Annotated in this window: 13 protein-coding genes; 10 read left to right on the forward strand and 3 right to left on the reverse strand. The window is 65.1% G+C overall.

What is annotated here, in order from left to right; genetic code table 11:
- Positions 1-46 precede the first annotated feature (46 nt).
- The gene (locus ADT71_RS18275) at positions 47-2,575 is read left to right on the forward strand and encodes a TonB-dependent receptor (RefSeq protein WP_132469570.1); all 2,529 of its coding nucleotides are present in this window, start codon (positions 47-49) and stop codon (positions 2,573-2,575) included.
- Positions 2,576-2,595: 20 nt separating this feature from the next.
- Here ADT71_RS18275 and ADT71_RS18280 read toward each other — a convergent pair whose 3' ends face one another.
- Together ADT71_RS18280 and ADT71_RS18285 are read right to left on the reverse strand one after the other, a co-directional pair.
- A complete protein-coding gene (locus ADT71_RS18280) occupies positions 2,596-3,639 on the reverse strand; it encodes a FecR domain-containing protein (protein WP_054439061.1) in 1,044 nt (347 codons plus the stop codon).
- Entirely contained in the window at positions 3,636-4,118 is a 483-nt protein-coding gene (locus ADT71_RS18285; RefSeq protein ID WP_054439062.1) for an RNA polymerase sigma factor, read from the reverse strand. The genes ADT71_RS18280 and ADT71_RS18285 overlap by 4 nt, the downstream gene beginning before the upstream one ends.
- 202 nt (positions 4,119-4,320) lie before the next feature.
- Between ADT71_RS18285 and ADT71_RS18290 the strand changes: the two genes are divergently transcribed.
- The 4 genes from ADT71_RS18290 (at position 4,321) to ADT71_RS18305 (ending at position 10,333) form a co-directional block, all read left to right on the forward strand.
- Positions 4,321-6,654 (forward strand): TonB-dependent receptor, encoded by a 2,334-nt coding sequence (locus tag ADT71_RS18290; RefSeq protein ID WP_082370439.1) that lies wholly within the window; start codon positions 4,321-4,323, stop codon positions 6,652-6,654.
- A 74-nt stretch (positions 6,655-6,728) separates the two neighbouring features.
- Complete coding sequence (locus tag ADT71_RS18295; RefSeq protein WP_054439067.1) at positions 6,729-8,189, forward strand: amidohydrolase; 1,461 nt, start codon at positions 6,729-6,731, stop codon at positions 8,187-8,189.
- Positions 8,190-8,276: 87 nt separating this feature from the next.
- A complete protein-coding gene (locus tag ADT71_RS18300) occupies positions 8,277-9,575 on the forward strand; it encodes a dicarboxylate/amino acid:cation symporter (protein ID WP_082370440.1) in 1,299 nt (432 codons plus the stop codon).
- Positions 9,482-10,333, forward strand: a complete 852-nt coding sequence (locus tag ADT71_RS18305; protein ID WP_231636019.1) for a GntR family transcriptional regulator — start codon at positions 9,482-9,484, stop codon at positions 10,331-10,333. The genes ADT71_RS18300 and ADT71_RS18305 overlap by 94 nt, the downstream gene beginning before the upstream one ends.
- A gap of 58 nt (positions 10,334-10,391) precedes the next feature.
- Here the strand turns inward: ADT71_RS18305 and ADT71_RS18310 are convergent, their stop codons facing one another.
- The gene (locus ADT71_RS18310) at positions 10,392-11,315 is read right to left on the reverse strand and encodes an SMP-30/gluconolactonase/LRE family protein (protein ID WP_054439068.1); all 924 of its coding nucleotides are present in this window, start codon (positions 11,313-11,315) and stop codon (positions 10,392-10,394) included.
- Positions 11,316-11,475: 160 nt separating this feature from the next.
- On the opposite strand from ADT71_RS18310, the gene ADT71_RS18315 reads away from it, so the two are divergent.
- The 5 genes from ADT71_RS18315 (at position 11,476) to ADT71_RS18330 (ending at position 15,795) form a co-directional block, all read left to right on the forward strand.
- A complete protein-coding gene (locus tag ADT71_RS18315) occupies positions 11,476-12,432 on the forward strand; it encodes a hydroxyacid dehydrogenase (RefSeq protein ID WP_054439069.1) in 957 nt (318 codons plus the stop codon).
- On the forward strand, positions 12,429-13,151 hold the full coding sequence (locus ADT71_RS18320; protein ID WP_054439070.1) for a 4-carboxy-4-hydroxy-2-oxoadipate aldolase/oxaloacetate decarboxylase: 723 nt from the start codon (positions 12,429-12,431) through the stop codon (positions 13,149-13,151). The genes ADT71_RS18315 and ADT71_RS18320 overlap by 4 nt, the downstream gene beginning before the upstream one ends.
- Positions 13,152-13,313: 162 nt before the next feature.
- On the forward strand, positions 13,314-13,901 hold the full coding sequence (locus tag ADT71_RS35100; protein ID WP_255351669.1) for an LLM class flavin-dependent oxidoreductase: 588 nt from the start codon (positions 13,314-13,316) through the stop codon (positions 13,899-13,901).
- Positions 13,898-14,623 (forward strand): LLM class flavin-dependent oxidoreductase, encoded by a 726-nt coding sequence (locus tag ADT71_RS35105; protein WP_255351670.1) that lies wholly within the window; start codon positions 13,898-13,900, stop codon positions 14,621-14,623. Before ADT71_RS35100 ends, ADT71_RS35105 begins: the two co-directional genes overlap by 4 nt.
- Positions 14,623-15,795, forward strand: a complete 1,173-nt coding sequence (locus tag ADT71_RS18330) for an alpha-hydroxy acid oxidase (protein ID WP_054439071.1) — start codon at positions 14,623-14,625, stop codon at positions 15,793-15,795. The genes ADT71_RS35105 and ADT71_RS18330 overlap by 1 nt, the downstream gene beginning before the upstream one ends.
- The last annotated feature ends 37 nt before the right edge of the window (positions 15,796-15,832 follow it).

A 15,832-nucleotide genomic window follows, 5' to 3' on the forward strand; every position in this document is an offset into this window, starting at 1 on the left:
TCACTGGGTGCCCCGCAACAGGACCGCAGGGCCGGGAACCGTCGGATTGCGTTTTCGCGTCGCTCATTCCGTTTGCACTCTGGCCGCAATCCTGTGGCCCGCAACCGGCGTTCTGGCGCAATCCGCCGAAGTGAATGTTCCCTCCCAGCCACTCTCCCGCGCCATCGCGCAACTGGGGCAGCAGGCCGGCGTGGAGATCCTGCTCAACACGCCCGGTCAGGAGCGCCGCCTTTCCAGAACCGTGAAAGGGCACCTTTCAGCGCGGGAAGCGCTACAGCGCATGATCCGCGGCATGGATCTGGAAACGAGGCACGTCTCACCGGGCGTATACCTCGTGCTGGCTTCGCCCCGCGCCGAACGCCGCAAGGCCGAACCCCGCCCACCCACACCCGATCCCTCGCCCGATATCCTGGTCTCGGCACGGCGCAGGCCGGAACGGGAAATCGAAGTGCCACTGCAGGTGGTCCAGCGGAACGCCGAAACGCTCGACCGGGCCTCCATCCGAACTCTGGCCGATCTCGCCCGCATCACGCCCGGTTTCGTCGCGACGGGACAGACGTCTAGCGCCACGCCGCTCCTCGTCATGCGCGGCCAGCGCCGCTCGATCAGCGATGAAAACCGCCTGCCGCTGGTCGTCTATCAGGACGAGGTACCGCTTCCCAACCAGGCCGCCGTCGCACCGCTTTACGACATGGCCTCGATCGAGGTACTGCGCGGGCCGCAAGGCACCCTGTTCGGCCGCAACACCACCAGTGGCGCCGTGCAGCTCCATTCGGTCCTGCCGGGAAGCGGGGTGCCCGGCTATTTCGAAGCGGAGACTGGCACATATGGCCTGAGCCGGCTCGAAGGCGCCCTCGAACTGCCGCGGGAGGGGCCGTGGTCCTTGCGCGTATCCGGCCAGCGGATGCGGCGAAACGGCTATACGCACATGGCCTCGGGCGGACGGGCAGACACGGCCCACAGCGATGCCATGCGCGCGATGGTCCGCTTCGAACCCGAAAGTCCACTGCGATCGACCCTCAGCTTCGACATGCTGGACGCCGAAGAGATGGGCGCAGCGCTGATCCTTGCCGGGGTCTATGAAACCGGCAGCGCCCGCAATCCTGAAAACGTGCCCTATTTCGACTGCGGAAGCGGCGCATGCGACATCGACAGCTACTTCTCGATCCAGCAATCGCTCGGCCGGCGCACCTCGCAATCCGGAATCGCGCCGATCTATCGGCGGCGGTTCCGGGGGCTCGGCAACATCACCGAGTACGGTGACGAAGACCTGATGGTCCGCAATATTGTCGGCTGGCGATCCACCCGTGTTTTCTATGCGCTCGACGGGGACGGCACCCCGCTGGAAATCAACGATTCCACCACCCGTTCCGCCCATCATCAGTGGACGGAAGAATTCCAGCTTCAGGGCCGGCTGGGAAAGGTCCGCTACATCGCGGGCCTGTTCTATCTGGACAGCGCACCGTCCGGCGCGGTGCTGCAGGACGTCTCCCGGTTCGTCCGCCCGGACAATCCGCCCTTTCACGTCGCCAACTACCAGACCTTCCGCAGCGCCGCCGTTTTCGGGCAGGCGACTGTCCCGATCGGCGATGAACTGACCGCCGACCTCGGCCTGCGCTATACCGCCGAGCAGGTCAGCGGCTGCGCCTTGCGCTCGCTGACGGCCCGGCCCGCGACCCGCGAGGCCTGCCTCGATGACGGCGGTTCCGCCGCGAAAGCCGCCTCGCAGCGACTGACATGGACTTTCGCCCTGACCCGCAAGCTCGGCGATCACAGTTTCTATCTCACCAGCAGACGGGCGTTCCGGTCCGGTGGATACAATACACCGCGCCTTGCCGGCACGCTGGCCCCCTACCAGACCTTCAAGCCGGAAACCCTGACCGATCTTGAAATTGGCGCCAAGGGGCGCTGGTCGGCCGGAAATCTTGGAGGATATTATTCGGCGGCGGCCTATGCCGGGCTTTACACCAATGTCCAGCGCGCGCTTTTCCCCGATCTCGACTTTGACGGCGATGGCGATATCACGACGGACCCGATCACACTTTACATCAACAGCGCAAAAGCCCGCGTTGCCGGTTTCGATGGCGAATTTTCGGCCAACCTGGACACGCGGACCCATGTAACGCTCAGCGCCTCCTGGATTCACGCACGCTATACGGAAGTGGTCGCTCCGGCAGCCCTGATCTCGCTGCTGGGAACAGACCCGCTCAACAACCGCTTCACTTATACGCCCAGCTTCAGCGGAACCGTTTCGCTCTCCCGCGAGGTGCCCCTGCCTCATCGGCTGGGCGAATTGAGCCTCGCTGCGGATTACAGCTACGTCAGCGCCGTCCGCTTCACCGAGCGGCCGAGCGAGACTTTCGGAACCCAGCCGGCTTACGGCCTGCTTGGCGCATCGATCACATGGCAGCGGATCGGCGGGATGCCGTTGGACCTGGAGATATGGGGCCGCAACCTGACCGACCGTTTCTACGCCAGCGGCGGCGGCACGCTCAATCCAGCCTATGCCGCCGCGACCATCATTCCCGGTCCGCCCAGGACCATGGGCCTGCGGCTGCGCTACACTTTCGAATAGCGCCGCCCAAGGCGCGCCGCTCAGGGCTGGACGAGTTCGGCCCGGGTCGCGCTTTCATTCTCGACGCGGGCAATGCCGGCCAGTTCCAGGCTCTGGAGGAAACCGCGCGTCACCCCGATGCGGAACGTGCCGCTGATCGGATGGCGGGCCAGTGCCGGGCTGGCGACGATGATTTCCTGCGGACTGTAGCGGTTGATCTCCGCCACTGCGTCCTTCAGTGGAACCTGGTCGAAACTGACAACACCCTTGCGCCAGGCAAGCTGCCGGTCGACATCGATGCTGCCGGTGCGGAACCTGCCGGAACTCCAGACAAGCTCCTGCCCGGGGGCAAGGATCGCCGATTGCGCAGGCTGTCCAGCGCTCGCGGGCATATCGACACGGACCTTTCCGTGCGCAAGCGTAACGCCGATGGTACCGCCGAAGTCCCGAACCGCAAAAGCGGTGCCCAGCGCAGTGACCTTCACCGCGCCCGCCTCGACCACGAACGGCTTGCGCGGGTTCTTCGCCACCTCGAAGAAGGCTTCGCCATTCCTGATGGAGGTGCTGCGCCGCGTATCGGTTTCGTTGACCGCAAGGGTGGAAGAGGTATTCGCCGTGATCGTCGAACCGTCCGTCATGCGGAAGGTCAACTGCTGGCCGATGCCGGTTGAAATGATCCGGCTGTCCGCCCCCGCAATCGCCGTGGCCGTCGCCGCAACTTCGGCGCTTTGTTGCCGCTGGTAGACGACACCGGCGGTCAGCACCGCGACAGCTGCAACCGCGGCCGCCAGCGGACGCTGCCACCGGCCACGTGAGCGGCGGTTGGCCAGCGCCCGTTCGCGGATCGCCAGGATGCGTGCATCCGTTCGCATCGCGGCGGTCTCTTCCCATGCGCGCTCGACGCGCGCCCAGGCCACGCGATTGCCCTCGTCACGGGCGTGCCAGCGCTCGAAATCATCGTAATCCTGCGCGGTCGCCCGAGGCGAACGGAACAGGCTGAAATAGGCGGCCGCCGTCGCTTCGGGGGAATCGATCTGTTCCAGAGCGCGGGCATCGAAGGGCCGGGGATCTATGGACTTGCTCATGGCAGATCCCTCGCAGCCAGGAAGCGCACGGCCTTCATCAGGTGCCGCCCGACTGCACTGTTAGAAAGGCCGAGATGCTCTCCGATCGCATCGTAGGACATCTCCTCGAAGCGGTGGAGGACGAAGACGTCGCGCGTCAGTCCGGGCATTTCCTCAAGCGCATTGACCAGCCGGTCCACGTCCTCGCGCCCACGCAAGACACGCTCGGGCGTCAGTTCCTCTACCGGGTGGAACGTCTCGGTCAGTTCGAAATGCGCGCTACGGTGGCGGACCTGATCGCGGCGCGCGCGGTCGGTCAGCACACTGGCCGCGACCTGGAACAGGTAACCCTCGACATTGGCGATCGGATCGGTCTGCCCGCGCACGTGCATGCGCACCAGCACGTCCTGCACGAGATCGTCCACATCGCCGGGCACCGCCCGCTTGGCGATGTACCGCCGCAAGGCCGGGACGTGCGCCGAGAGATCCGGCGCCTCCACGCGTTCGTTCGGCGATGTCCTGCGCAGCGAGAAAATGACGTCGATCCTTCGATCCGGAAACCGCCTCTCCTTAGCCGCGCAGCCGGCGAAACGTCACCCGGAATATTTTTTCATCGAAAGCGAATGATCCGCGTTCGGCTGCGTCTTGCGACTATCGGCCTGCGATCAGGGACAGGCCGGATAGATAAGGAAATAGAACAATATGTCCTGTCGTAGCCTTTCCGCATTGCTGCTTGCCTCTTCGTTCCTGGCCATTTCGGCCCCGGTCGCCCAGGCCCAGGAAACCGCCTCGCGCGTGTCCGACGAGCCCGGCGGCGAAATCTTCGTCACCGCCCGCCGCCGCGAGGAAAGCGCCCAGACCGTTCCCGTCTCGGTGACCGCCTTCAACGAGGAAATGCTGCGCGAGAAGGCGATCGTCAGCACGCAGGACCTCACTTACACGACGCCGGGCCTCAACGTCGCCCCGCAGACCTCGCGCGATACGCCCAGCATCGTCATCCGCGGCCAGCGCCGCGCGACGGCAGGCGCGGCCGCGCCTTCCGTCGTCACCTACTTCGCCGATGTGCCGCTGCCCAATGAAGGCTCCATTGTGCCGACGTTCGACGTCGGTTCGATCCAGGTCCTCAAGGGCCCGCAGGGCACGCTGTTCGGCCGCAACACCACCGGCGGCGCGCTGCTGCTCTATCCTACCGCGCCGGATTACGACTTCGGCGGCTACGGGCAGGTCACGCTCGGCTCCTACAACGAGCGGACCTTCGAAGGCGCCGTCAATGTGCCGATCATGGACGAACACGTCGCCCTGCGTCTGGCCGGACAGGTCGCGCGCCGCGACGGCTACACCAAGAACCACGGCATCGGCGGCAACCTTGACGACCGCAACAACAACGCCTTCCGTGCCTCGCTGCTGGTGGAACCGGTCGAGGGCCTCAAGAACGTGACGGTGTTCGACTGGTACCGCGCACGGGAGAACGGCACCGGCCTCGTGCTCAACGGCGTCTACCCGAACCCCGCCGTCTCCGGTGGCGGCACCGCGCGCACGGCGGCCAACGCGCCTTACTTCGACTGCGGCGTTGACGGCTGCGACATCGACATCGCCCTGTCCGAGCAGCAGGCCGCCGGCGTGCGCGACGTTTCGACCAGCATCGATCCTTATTCGAACCGCACATTCTGGGGCCTTGCCAATACCACCACGCTCGATGTCGGCACGGTCACCTTCAAGAACATCTTCGGCTACCGCAGCAGCAAGGTAGACGGTGCTCGCGACATGGACGGCACTTACCTTGCCCTCTACGACGGCGTGTCGAACACCAATGTCCAGCAGTACTCGAACGAGTTCCAGGCCATGGGCAAGCTGTTCGGAGACAAGCTCGACTGGATCGTCGGTGCATTCTACCTGAAGAGCGACCCGAACGGCGTGAACGGCAGCGTCACCTATTCTGCCGTGATCCCGGGCAAGACCTTCACCTATAACGAGAACTACAACACCTCGACCAGCAAGGCGCTGTTCGGCCAGATCGGCTATGCCTTCGGCGGATTTGCGGAAGGCCTGCGCTTCAACGGCGGGTTCCGCTACACCTGGGACAAGTCCTCGGGCTGCTCGGTGGCGGCGCTGGATACGGCGGCACGTATCGGGCCGGACGCCTGCGAGGATCGCGGCGGCAAGACCGGCTCGGAAAGCTCCAAGGCGCCGACCTGGACACTGGGCTTCGACTACAAGGTCAACGACGACCTGTTCCTCTACGTCACCAACCGCCGGGGCTACCGTTCGGCTGGTTACAACCAGAGCGGGCTGTCCTCCTACTTCGACGGTTTCGAGACCTTCAAGCCCGAGAAGGTCACCGACTATGAAGCCGGCATCAAGTCGAGCTGGCAGCTCGGCGACGTGAAGGGCCGCTTCAACATCGCCGCCTACACCAGCAAGTACAACAACATCCAGCGCTCGATCTTCCCCGGCGCGGATTTCGACGGCGACGGCAACTCCGCCAACGACCCCAGCAGCCTGATCATCAACGCCGCCAAGGCGACGATCCAGGGCACCGAGTTCGACTTCTCGGTCACGCCGGTTCACGGCTTCACCCTCTCGGGCTTCGGCGCCTATACCGACGCCAAGTACGACGAGTACGATGCCCCGGCCGCCTTCATCCCGCTGCTGGGCAACAATCCGGTCAACAACAAGTTCTCCTACACCCCCAAGTGGACCGTGGGCGGCGGCGCGCGTTACGCGCATGACCTGGGCGAGTTCGCGGAACTGGTGTTCAACGCCAACTGGTTCCACAGCACCAAGGTCTGGTACGTCGAGCGCCCGCTGGATACCAACGGCATCCAGAAGGCCTACGACACCGTCAACCTGAAGCTTGACCTCAACGACATCGAGGGCCGGGGCATCGATATCGGCTTCTTCATCCGCAACCTGTTCGACGTGACTTACGCGGCGGCCGGCGGCGTGGTGACCCCCTCGATCACTTCGACCACGCTGGTCTACAACGAACCGCGCGTGTTCGGCGCCCAGCTTCGCGTCTCGTTCGGGAAGCGCTGATTTACTGCCTGTCCCGCGCGGTTCGCCGATCCGCGCGGGACAATTTCGATACGACCTTCAATGAGGATGTGCTCATGAAATCCCTCGTTCGTACCGCCCTGTTCCTGCTCGCCGCCAGCGCCAGCGTTCCCGCTCTGGCCGGGCCGCTTGCCGATGCCGACCGCACCGCGATCCTGGCCGACGTCAATCGCGGCTCTGCCGCCATGTCACGCAATGCGCTTCAGATCTGGTCCTGGGCCGAAGTCGGCTTCCAGGAAACCAAAAGTTCCGGGCTGCTTCAGAAGGAGCTGAAGACCGCCGGCTTCCAGGTCACGCCCGGCGCCGCCGGAATGCCCACCGCCTTCGTCGCCAGCTTCAGGACCGGCGACGGCCCCGTCATCGGCATCCTTGCCGAATTCGATGCCCTGCCCGGCCTCGCCCAGGCCGCCGAGCCGGAGCGCCATGCGCTTGACGGCATTGCCGGCCATGCCTGCGGCCACAACCTGTTCGGCGCCGCCTCCATCGCCGCTGCCATCGCCACCAAGAATTGGATGGTCGCTCACGGCATCAAGGGCGAACTGCGTGTCTATGGCGCGCCTGCCGAAGAGGGCGGTTCGGGCAAGGTCTTCCTCGTCCGCTCGGGCCTGACCAAGGACGTCTCCGCCATGCTGCACTGGCATGCGGGTGACGGCTACAGCGCCATGCAGGGCCATGCCCTTGCCAATGTCAGCGCCAAGTTCCGCTTCCACGGGATCGCCTCGCACGCGGCCGCCGCGCCCGAACGCGGCCGCTCCGCGCTGGATGCGGTCGAGGCGATGGACAACATGGTCAACATGATGCGCGAGCACGTCCCGCAGGAAACCCGCATTCATTACGTCATCACCGATGGCGGCAAGGCACCCAACGTCGTGCCCGACACGGCCGAAGTCTACTACTACGTCCGCCACCCCGACCAGCAGCAGGTGGCCGAGATCATGGAGCGCGTGAAGAAGGCCGCAGAAGGCGCCGCGCTCGGCACCGGCACAACGGTGGAGTACAACCAGATCGGCGGCACTTTCGACCTGCTGCCGAACGACACGCTCGGCCATGTCATGTACGAGAACCTCAAGCAGGTGCCGCTGCCCGCCTACACGGCGCAGGAACAGGCCTTCATCGACAAGATCAGCGCCACCCTGCCCAAGGGCGGCCGCAAGAGCACACCGGGCGTCGCCCCCTATAGCAGCGGCGAGATCATGTCGGCCTCCACCGACGTCGGCGACGTCAGCTACACGACCCCCACCGCCGGGCTGTCCGCGGGCACCTGGGCGCCGGGCACCCCGCCGCACAGCTGGCAGGCGGTTGCGGCCAGCGGCAACAGCGTCGGCACCAAGGGCGCCGAAGTGGCCGCCAAGGCGCTTGCCCTCACCGCCGCGCAACTGTTCCAGAGCCCCGATACGCTGGCCGCCGCCAAGGCCGAACTCGACGAGCGCCACGGTCCGAACTTCGTCTATCGCTCGCTGCTCGGCGACAAGGCCCCTTCGCTGGATTACCGCAAGGGGTCTGCCACCAAGGATTGACCGGACCCATCCTGACCCCGGTTCCGCCCATCCCGGCGGAACCGGGTCCTTTTTTGGGCCCCGCCCCTCTTCCAAAGAGTACTGCCTATGTCACGTCGCCTGACGACCCTGATCGTCGCCGGGATGGTATCCGGCGTCTGCGCCGGATTTGCCGCCAACCAGATCGTCGGCGGATCGGCCGAAACCGCCGGGCAAGTGGCGGGCTACTTCCACCTCCTTGCCGACATTTTCCTGCACCTCATAAAGATGATCATCGCGCCGCTGGTGTTTTCCACGCTGGTCGCGGGGGTTGCGCATATGGGAGACAGCGGCGCATTGGGCCGGATCGGCGGGCGGGCCATGGCCTGGTTCGTGATCGCAAGCCTGATCTCGCTGACGCTGGGCCTGGTATTCGTGAACCTCTTCGCCCCCGGCGAGGGGCTGGACCTCGTGCGCTCTGCCACGAACGTCGACGCGGCCGTCAATGGCAGTGCCCTGAATTTGCGTGACTTCGTGCTGCACGTGTTCCCGACATCGATGGTCGGCGCGATGGCAGACAATTCGGTGCTCCAGATCGTGGTCTTCTCGCTCTTCATCGGGGTGGGCCTCACGGCGCTGGGCGAGGCCGGCAAGCCGGTGGTGGTGCTGATAGAGACCATGGCCCAACTCATGCTGAAAGTGACCGGCTACGTCATGCGGGTCGCGCCGCTGGCCGTGTTCGGCGCGCTGGCGGCGGCCGTGACGACCGAGGGGCTCGGCGTGCTCAGGACCTTAGGCACGCTGGTGGGCGAATTCTACCTTGCGCTCATGGCGCTCTGGGTTCTCCTGCTGGCCGCGGGCGCGCTATTCCTCGGCAAGCGCATCTTCTCGCTGATCCGCCATGTGCGCGAACCGGTGCTGCTCGCCTTTTCGACCGCCTCTTCCGAGGCGGCCTATCCCAAGATGCTGGAACAACTGGACCGCTTCGGCGTGCCCCGGCGCATCTACAGCTTCATCCTGCCGCTGGGCTACAGCTTCAACCTAGACGGCTCGATGATGTACGCCACTTTCGCGACGATGTTCATCGCGCAAGCTTACGGCATAGACCTGCCGCTCATGACGCAGATCACGATCCTGCTGGTGCTGATGGTGACGAGCAAGGGCATCGCGGCGGTCCCCCGCGCCTCGCTGGTGGTGGTCGCCGCCACGCTGGCGCAGTTCGACTTGCCGGTCGAAGGCGTGGCCTTCATCCTTGCTGTCGATCACTTCATGGACATGGGCCGCACCGCCACCAACGTCCTGGGCAACGCCATCGCCACCTCGGTCATCACCCAATGGGAAGGTCTGCTGGCGCCCGAGAGCGAGGGCGAGCGACCTGTTCCCGCCGTGGCCGAAGCGGACATTGCGGCGAAGATCGCCCTGCCGTAACCTGCCTCGCAAACCGCCGGAGCCGCGTTCACACCTCGACCCACGGGCAGAATCGCCTATCAGAGGAACATCATGAGTTCCCAACCATCCTCCGTTGCCAGCCAGCGCATCGCCGATATCCTCGCAGAGCGCATCCTCTCGGGCGATCTGCGCCGGGAACCCGGATCAAGCAGGACGAACTGGCGGCGGAGCTGGAAACCAGCCGCATCCCGGTGCGCGATGCCCTGCGGATGCTGGAAGCACGCGGCCTCGTCACCATGCGCCCCAACACCGGGGCCCGGGTGACGAGCCTGACGATGCGCGATCTCGAAGTCTCGTTCGAGATACGCGCCAGGGTGGAGCCGCTGCTGCTGGCGGAAAGCGTGCCCAACCTGACAGAACAGGACCTGGCCGACCTCAAGGAGGTGATGGAGCGGATCGAGCAGGTTTCCGACCTTGACGAGACGATCGCGCTGGGCCGCGAGTTTCACTGGATCACCTATCGCCGCCACGATACGCCGCTGCTCGCGCAGATCGTCGAGCGCGTCTGGGATACAACGCAGAGCTATCGCCGGGCCTACATGAAGCTCTCGCTCGGCAGCGGCAATCGCACGCACGACGTGGAACACCGGCTGCTCTATGACGCGATAAGCCGCCGCGAAGTGGAAACCGCACAGGCCGTCCTCGTCATGCATATCGGCCGCACGCGGATCGGGCTGGAGCGCTACGCCCACCTGTTGAGCCAGTCCGACGCAAAGACCAAGCCCCCCCGCGCCTGACGCCAATCGGATTGGCGCGGGACGCATTTTTCGCGCGCGCGAAGGGGATAAAAACTCCTCAGATGCTAGCCGAACAGTTCGGACGTCCCGGCACCGGCATCTCCACCCGGTAAACGGTGCCGGTGCTCGATTCCGTGAAGTAGAGCCATTTGTTGCCCGGTCCGCCATATGCCGCATTGGTGGTATAGCGCCCTTCCGGCACATCGATCCGCAGCATCGGCTCGCCCCGGTTGCTGAACAGCCAGACCGCGCCGAAACCGACATGGCAGACGACGAGATTGTCATCCTCGTCGATCGTCAGTCCGTCCGGCCCGGAGCCGCCGGACATCTGGATATAGGTCCCCACCTTGCTGATCACCGCACCGTCGTTGACGAGTGGGCACCGCCATACGGCATTGGCGCGGGTAACCGCCAGGAACAGCGCCGTCTCGGCCTTGTTCAGCACGAGCCCGTTGGGACTGGGAATCCGGTCCAGCAGCAATTCGGGCTGCGCCGTCCCGGCGCGCACGCGGAACAACCGGCCATTGGGGTTCTGCCAGCCCGACTGGCCCTGGTCGGTGAAGTAGATATCGCCATTGCGCGCGATCGTCAGGTCGTTGCAGCCAAGGAAAGGTTCGAGCAGGTAGCGGTCGAACCATGTTTCCGCCTTTCCACTCTGCAAGTCGCAAACGACCATGCCCTTGTGATGGTCCGCCACCAGCAGCCGTCCATCGGCGAGGAACTTCATGCCGTTCGGCTGCCCATCGTATTCGAAACCCAGTTCGCAGGTTCCGTCGGGCGCGATCCGGAACAGCCGTCCCCAGGGAATATCGGTAACCCACAGGTTCCCCTGCGCATCGAACACCGGTCCTTCGAGAAACACCGGCGCTGCCGCACCGTGAAGCTGGACCCTGGCCCATTCGGTCGTCTCGCCGTGCCGGCGGAATTTCTCGGGAATACGGCAGAAGGGTTCCGCCATGACGGCGGGCGGGGCAGCGAACATCGCATTCTCCTCTCAGCCGATCGCCCGGACGAAAAACGGACAGATCGGATACATCTCTTTGCGGAAAGACCTAATAGGAGTTGACCGCGCGGGAAAGAGCTTTCACGACACACTGAAGCCACAAACGTATACATAATCGTCGTGGAGAGGAGATTCAGCCGTGAGTTCCCGCGAACTCGTATGCATTATCGATCCTATCCACCCTATCGGCGTGGAAAGGCTGAGCGCCCGCCATGACATTATCGCTCCGGCGAACTGGCGCGAGGACGCAAGGCTTCGCGAGACCAGCGTGATCGTCATCCGTACCAGCCCGTTGGGGCCGGATATCTTCGGTGCGATGCCCCGCCTCAAGGCCATCGTGAAACACGGTGCGGGCGTAGACAACATCGCCATTCCGGCAGCCAGCGCGCAGGGCGTGATGGTGGCCAACACGCCGGGCGGCAACAACTCCACCGCCGTGGCCGAAGGCGCGGTCTCGATGATGCTCTCGTTGCTGCGCCAGTCCCGCGAGATGGACGCACTGGTGCGCGGCAATCGCTGGGACGAGCGCTGGCAGATCCGCCTCGGGGACCTGACCGGCGCGAAAGTCGGACTGATCGGCTTCGGCCGCATCGCCCGCTGCGTCGCACGCATATGCAGCGCCGGTTTCGGAGCCGAAGTAGCGGCGTTCGATCCGATGGTGCCGGATGAGGACATGCGCGCCGCCGGGGTCGAACCTCTGCCCCTCGAACGGATTCTCCAGCGCGACATCGTCTCGATCCACACTCCGCTCAGCGAAGGCACGCGCAACCTGATCGACACTGTCGAACTCGGCCTGATGGCACCGCATGCGATCCTGGTGAACTGCTCGCGCGGGGGCATCGTCAATGAGGCCGCGCTCGCCGAGGCGCTCAGATCCGGCCAGATCGCGGGAGCCGGGATCGACGTTTTCGAAGCCGAACCGCCGTCCCCGGACAACCCCTTGTTCGGCCTGACCAACTGCATGCTCTCACCGCATGTCGCCGGCGTCACCGAGGCGGGCATGAAGGACATGGCGCTCCACGTCGCCCGCGTCGTCGACTGCGTAAGCCGCGGAGAACGACCCGCGACCCTCCTCAATCCGGAGATTTCCGAATGACCGCTCCGCTCAAGTCCGTGATCTACAAGCGTATCCCCCGGCCCGATCCCGAGCTTGTGGCCCGCGCAGCCCGGTTCGGCGTGGCCGATCTTCACGAAGGCCTTGGCGAGATCGCCGGCCGCATGTGCCTGATGAGCCCTGCGATGGCGCCCATCTCCCCCGGCCAGAAGCTCTGCGGCCCCGCCGTCACGGCGTGGAATTTTCCCGGCGACAATCTTGCCATTCACGCAGCTCTCTACGTGGCGGAAGCCGGCGACGTGCTGGTGCTGACGAATGGCGGCGGCCATCAAGGGGCGCTTTGGGGTGACGTGGCCTGCACTTACGCTCGCCGCAAAGGCCTTGCCGGCACTGTCGTCCATGGCGCCATGCGCGACGTCGATGCCATTCGCGAGCTCGACTACCCGGTCTGGTCCACGGCCGTTTCCGTCGAGCATCCGAAGAAACGCGGCCCGGTTGCGGTCAACGTGCCGCTGGTGGCGGACGGCGTACTGGTCGAACCGGGCGACGTCGTGGTCGGCGATTCCGACGGAGTGCTCGTCATCCCGCGCGCCCACCTTCTGCAAACGGTTGAAAGCGCGGAGAAACGCGCGGCTGCCGAAGTCGAGTTCCGCCGCCGCATCGGCGAGGGCGAAGTGCTGTTCGAGGTGCTCGGCATGGACAAGGTCATCGCCGATCTCGGCATCGAAATTCACGACTGCACCTGGGGAGGGGACCTCTAGGAGGTCCGGCAGGGGCGGCCGGGGCCGGCTTGCGCCGGTTCCGGCCGCATCCCCCGCCTACGGGATACAGGCGCGAAAACTTGTATACATTAAAAAAGGTCCAGACATGCCTTTCGGCCCGCCGGACCTGCACTTCAGATTGCGAGAGAGGGAACCGGCGCCATGACGAGCAAGCAGATTCATCTGGTCAGCTTCCAGATCCATTCGCCGATCAATCATACCGTGCTGAGCTGGGCCGCGCCCGGCGATACCCGGCTCTCCGCGATGAGCGACCTCAAGGCCTGGCAAAGCCTCGTTCGCACGCTTGAGCGCGGGAAGTTCGACGGGCTGTTCTTCGCCGACACGCCCGGCGTGTTCGACCGCTATAGAGACAGCCACGAGGACGCGGTGAAGTACGGCGTGTGCTGGCCCAGCCACGATCCTGTCGTACTGCTTTCCGCCCTTGCCGCCGCCACCGAACATCTCGGCCTGGCAACCACGATGTCGACAAGTTCCTATCGCCCCTGGTCGATCGTGCGCCAGCTCTCGACGCTGGACTACCTGTCCGGCGGACGTGTCGGCTGGAATATCGTCACCGGCCACTTGCGCGGCGAACATCGCGCGCTGGGCCTCGAACAGCTCGAACATGACCGCCGATACGATGCTGCCGACGAATATATGGAGATCTGCTACCGGCTCTGGGATTCCATCGGCGAAGGCGCGATCCTGGCCGACCGCGAACGCGCATCTATGCCGATCCCGACAAGGTGAAGTTCGTCGACTTCAACGGTGAATTCCACAAGTGCCACACGGTCGGCCCGGTCCTGCCTTCGCCGCAGCGTCGCCCGGTGCTGTTCCAGGCCGGAACCTCCGGGCGGGGGCTGCGCTTCGGCATCGAGCACGGCGACGTGGTGTTCGCGATCCAGCCGAATCTGCCGGGAATGCAGCGCTACATGCGGCAACTCGAAGAAGCCGCTTCCGGTCTTGGCCGCAAAACCCCGGGCGTGCTGTTTGGCGTGCAGCCGATCCTCGGCGGCACCGAGGAGGAAGCCCAGCGCCATCTCGACGACCTGATCGAACGCTTGCCACTCGACGGTTGCCTTGCCCGCCTTTCCGGCACGATGGGCGTGGACTTCTCCGGCATCGAACTGGACCAGCCGATGCAGGAACAGGCGACCCAGGCTTCGCAGGGACTGATGAAGGCCTTTACCTCGGTTCTGGGCGACAGGCCCTTCACCTTGCGCGAAGTGGCCATCAAGTGGGGTCTTGCCGTCGGTATGCCGCAGCTCGTGGGCACGCCCGAGCAAGTCGCCGACAAACTGGAAAGCATCTGGCGCGAAACCGGCTGCCACGGCTTCAACCTCACGCCAACGGTCATGGCTTCCTCAGTGGAAGGTTTTGTCGACGAGGTGGTGCCGATCCTGCAGAAGCGCGGGATCTATCGCACGGAATACGAAGGCACGACGTTCGCCAGAAATCTCGGGCTGAACTGATGGCCGCCATCGCCGAACGCGCGCACAATATACCCCAGCTTCGCGACCTCGCCCGCCGCCGCCTGCCACGCGCGATATGGGAGTTCGTGGAGCGGGGAACCGAAGACGATCTCCTGATCGGGCGGAACCCCGATGCCCTGCGCGCCGTGCAACTCCTGCCGCGCACCCTGCGCGACGTCTCCGCGCGTTCCGCAGAAATTACGCTGTTCGGGCGCCGCCAGCCGCTCCCGCTGGTGATCGCACCCACCGGGGTTGCGGATCTCATGTGGCACCGCGGCGAACGCGCCATCGCGAAAGCCGCGGCAACAGCGGGCATTCCCTTCACGCAGACCACTAGTTCCACCACCAGCTTCGCCGAGATCGCCAAAGTGGCCTCGTGCGGGCACTGGATGCAGATGTACCTCTGGGAAAGGCGCGACCTGTCATGGCAGGTCGTCGATGCCGCACGGGAAAACGGCGCGGAAGTCCTGGTGCTGACAGTGGATACGCCGCTCTGGCCGCTGCGCGAATTCAACCGCAGGGCCGGCATGTCGAACCCGGTGCGCCCGAACGCCCGCCTCGTCGGCGATTTCCTGCGCCGACCGCGCTGGCTCGCCTCGGTCATGGGCCGCTACATGCTGGAGGGCGGCTTGCCGCAGTTCGCCAATTATCCGGCGGAAGTCGGCGGACGGATCACCGGCAAGGTCTCACGCGTCGCCAATTCCGCCTCGGTCGACTGGAAGGACGTGGCCGAACTGCGCCGCCGCTGGCCGGGGAAGCTCGTGCTCAAGGGCCTGCTCCATCCCGACGATGCGCGGATGGCAGTGGATCACGGCGTGGACGGTATCGCCGTATCCAACCATGGCGGGCGCAATTTCGATTCCTCGCCGCCCGCTATCACCGCACTCGGCGATATCGTCGATGCCGTGGCAGGGCGCGCAGCAGTCCTGTTCGACAGTGGCATCCGGCGCGGCGCAGACGTGCTGAAAGCCATGGCGATCGGCGCGGACGCGGTGATGGTAGGCCGTGCGACGCTCTATGGCTGCGCCGCCGCTGGCGAGGCAGGAGCCCGACATGCGCTGGCGTTGCTCGCGAACGAGATAGACGTGGGCATGGCCATGCTGGGCGTGAACCGGCTGAACCAGCTTGACCGCAGCTTCCTGATGCCCGGAACCGCCGGGTTGCTGCGCTGAAACGAAAACCCCCGGCGGCATTTCTGCCAACCGGGGG

The organism is Novosphingobium sp. ST904 (assembly GCF_001298105.1).
Classification (GTDB): Bacteria; Pseudomonadota; Alphaproteobacteria; order Sphingomonadales; family Sphingomonadaceae; genus Novosphingobium.

Coding starts and splice junctions, on each gene's coding strand:
- ADT71_RS18320 (WP_054439070.1), top strand. CDS start 12,429: ATGACCGCTCCGCTCAAGTCCGTGATCTACAAGCGTATCCCCCGGCCC.
- ADT71_RS18300 (WP_082370440.1), top strand. CDS start 8,277: ATGTCACGTCGCCTGACGACCCTGATCGTCGCCGGGATGGTATCCGGC.
- ADT71_RS18290 (WP_082370439.1), top strand. CDS start 4,321: ATGTCCTGTCGTAGCCTTTCCGCATTGCTGCTTGCCTCTTCGTTCCTG.
- ADT71_RS18305 (WP_231636019.1), top strand. CDS start 9,482: ATGGGAAGGTCTGCTGGCGCCCGAGAGCGAGGGCGAGCGACCTGTTCC.
- ADT71_RS18295 (WP_054439067.1), top strand. CDS start 6,729: ATGAAATCCCTCGTTCGTACCGCCCTGTTCCTGCTCGCCGCCAGCGCC.
- ADT71_RS18280 (WP_054439061.1), bottom strand. CDS start 3,639: ATGAGCAAGTCCATAGATCCCCGGCCCTTCGATGCCCGCGCTCTGGAA.
- ADT71_RS18330 (WP_054439071.1), top strand. CDS start 14,623: ATGGCCGCCATCGCCGAACGCGCGCACAATATACCCCAGCTTCGCGAC.
- ADT71_RS18310 (WP_054439068.1), bottom strand. CDS start 11,315: ATGTTCGCTGCCCCGCCCGCCGTCATGGCGGAACCCTTCTGCCGTATT.
- ADT71_RS35100 (WP_255351669.1), top strand. CDS start 13,314: ATGACGAGCAAGCAGATTCATCTGGTCAGCTTCCAGATCCATTCGCCG.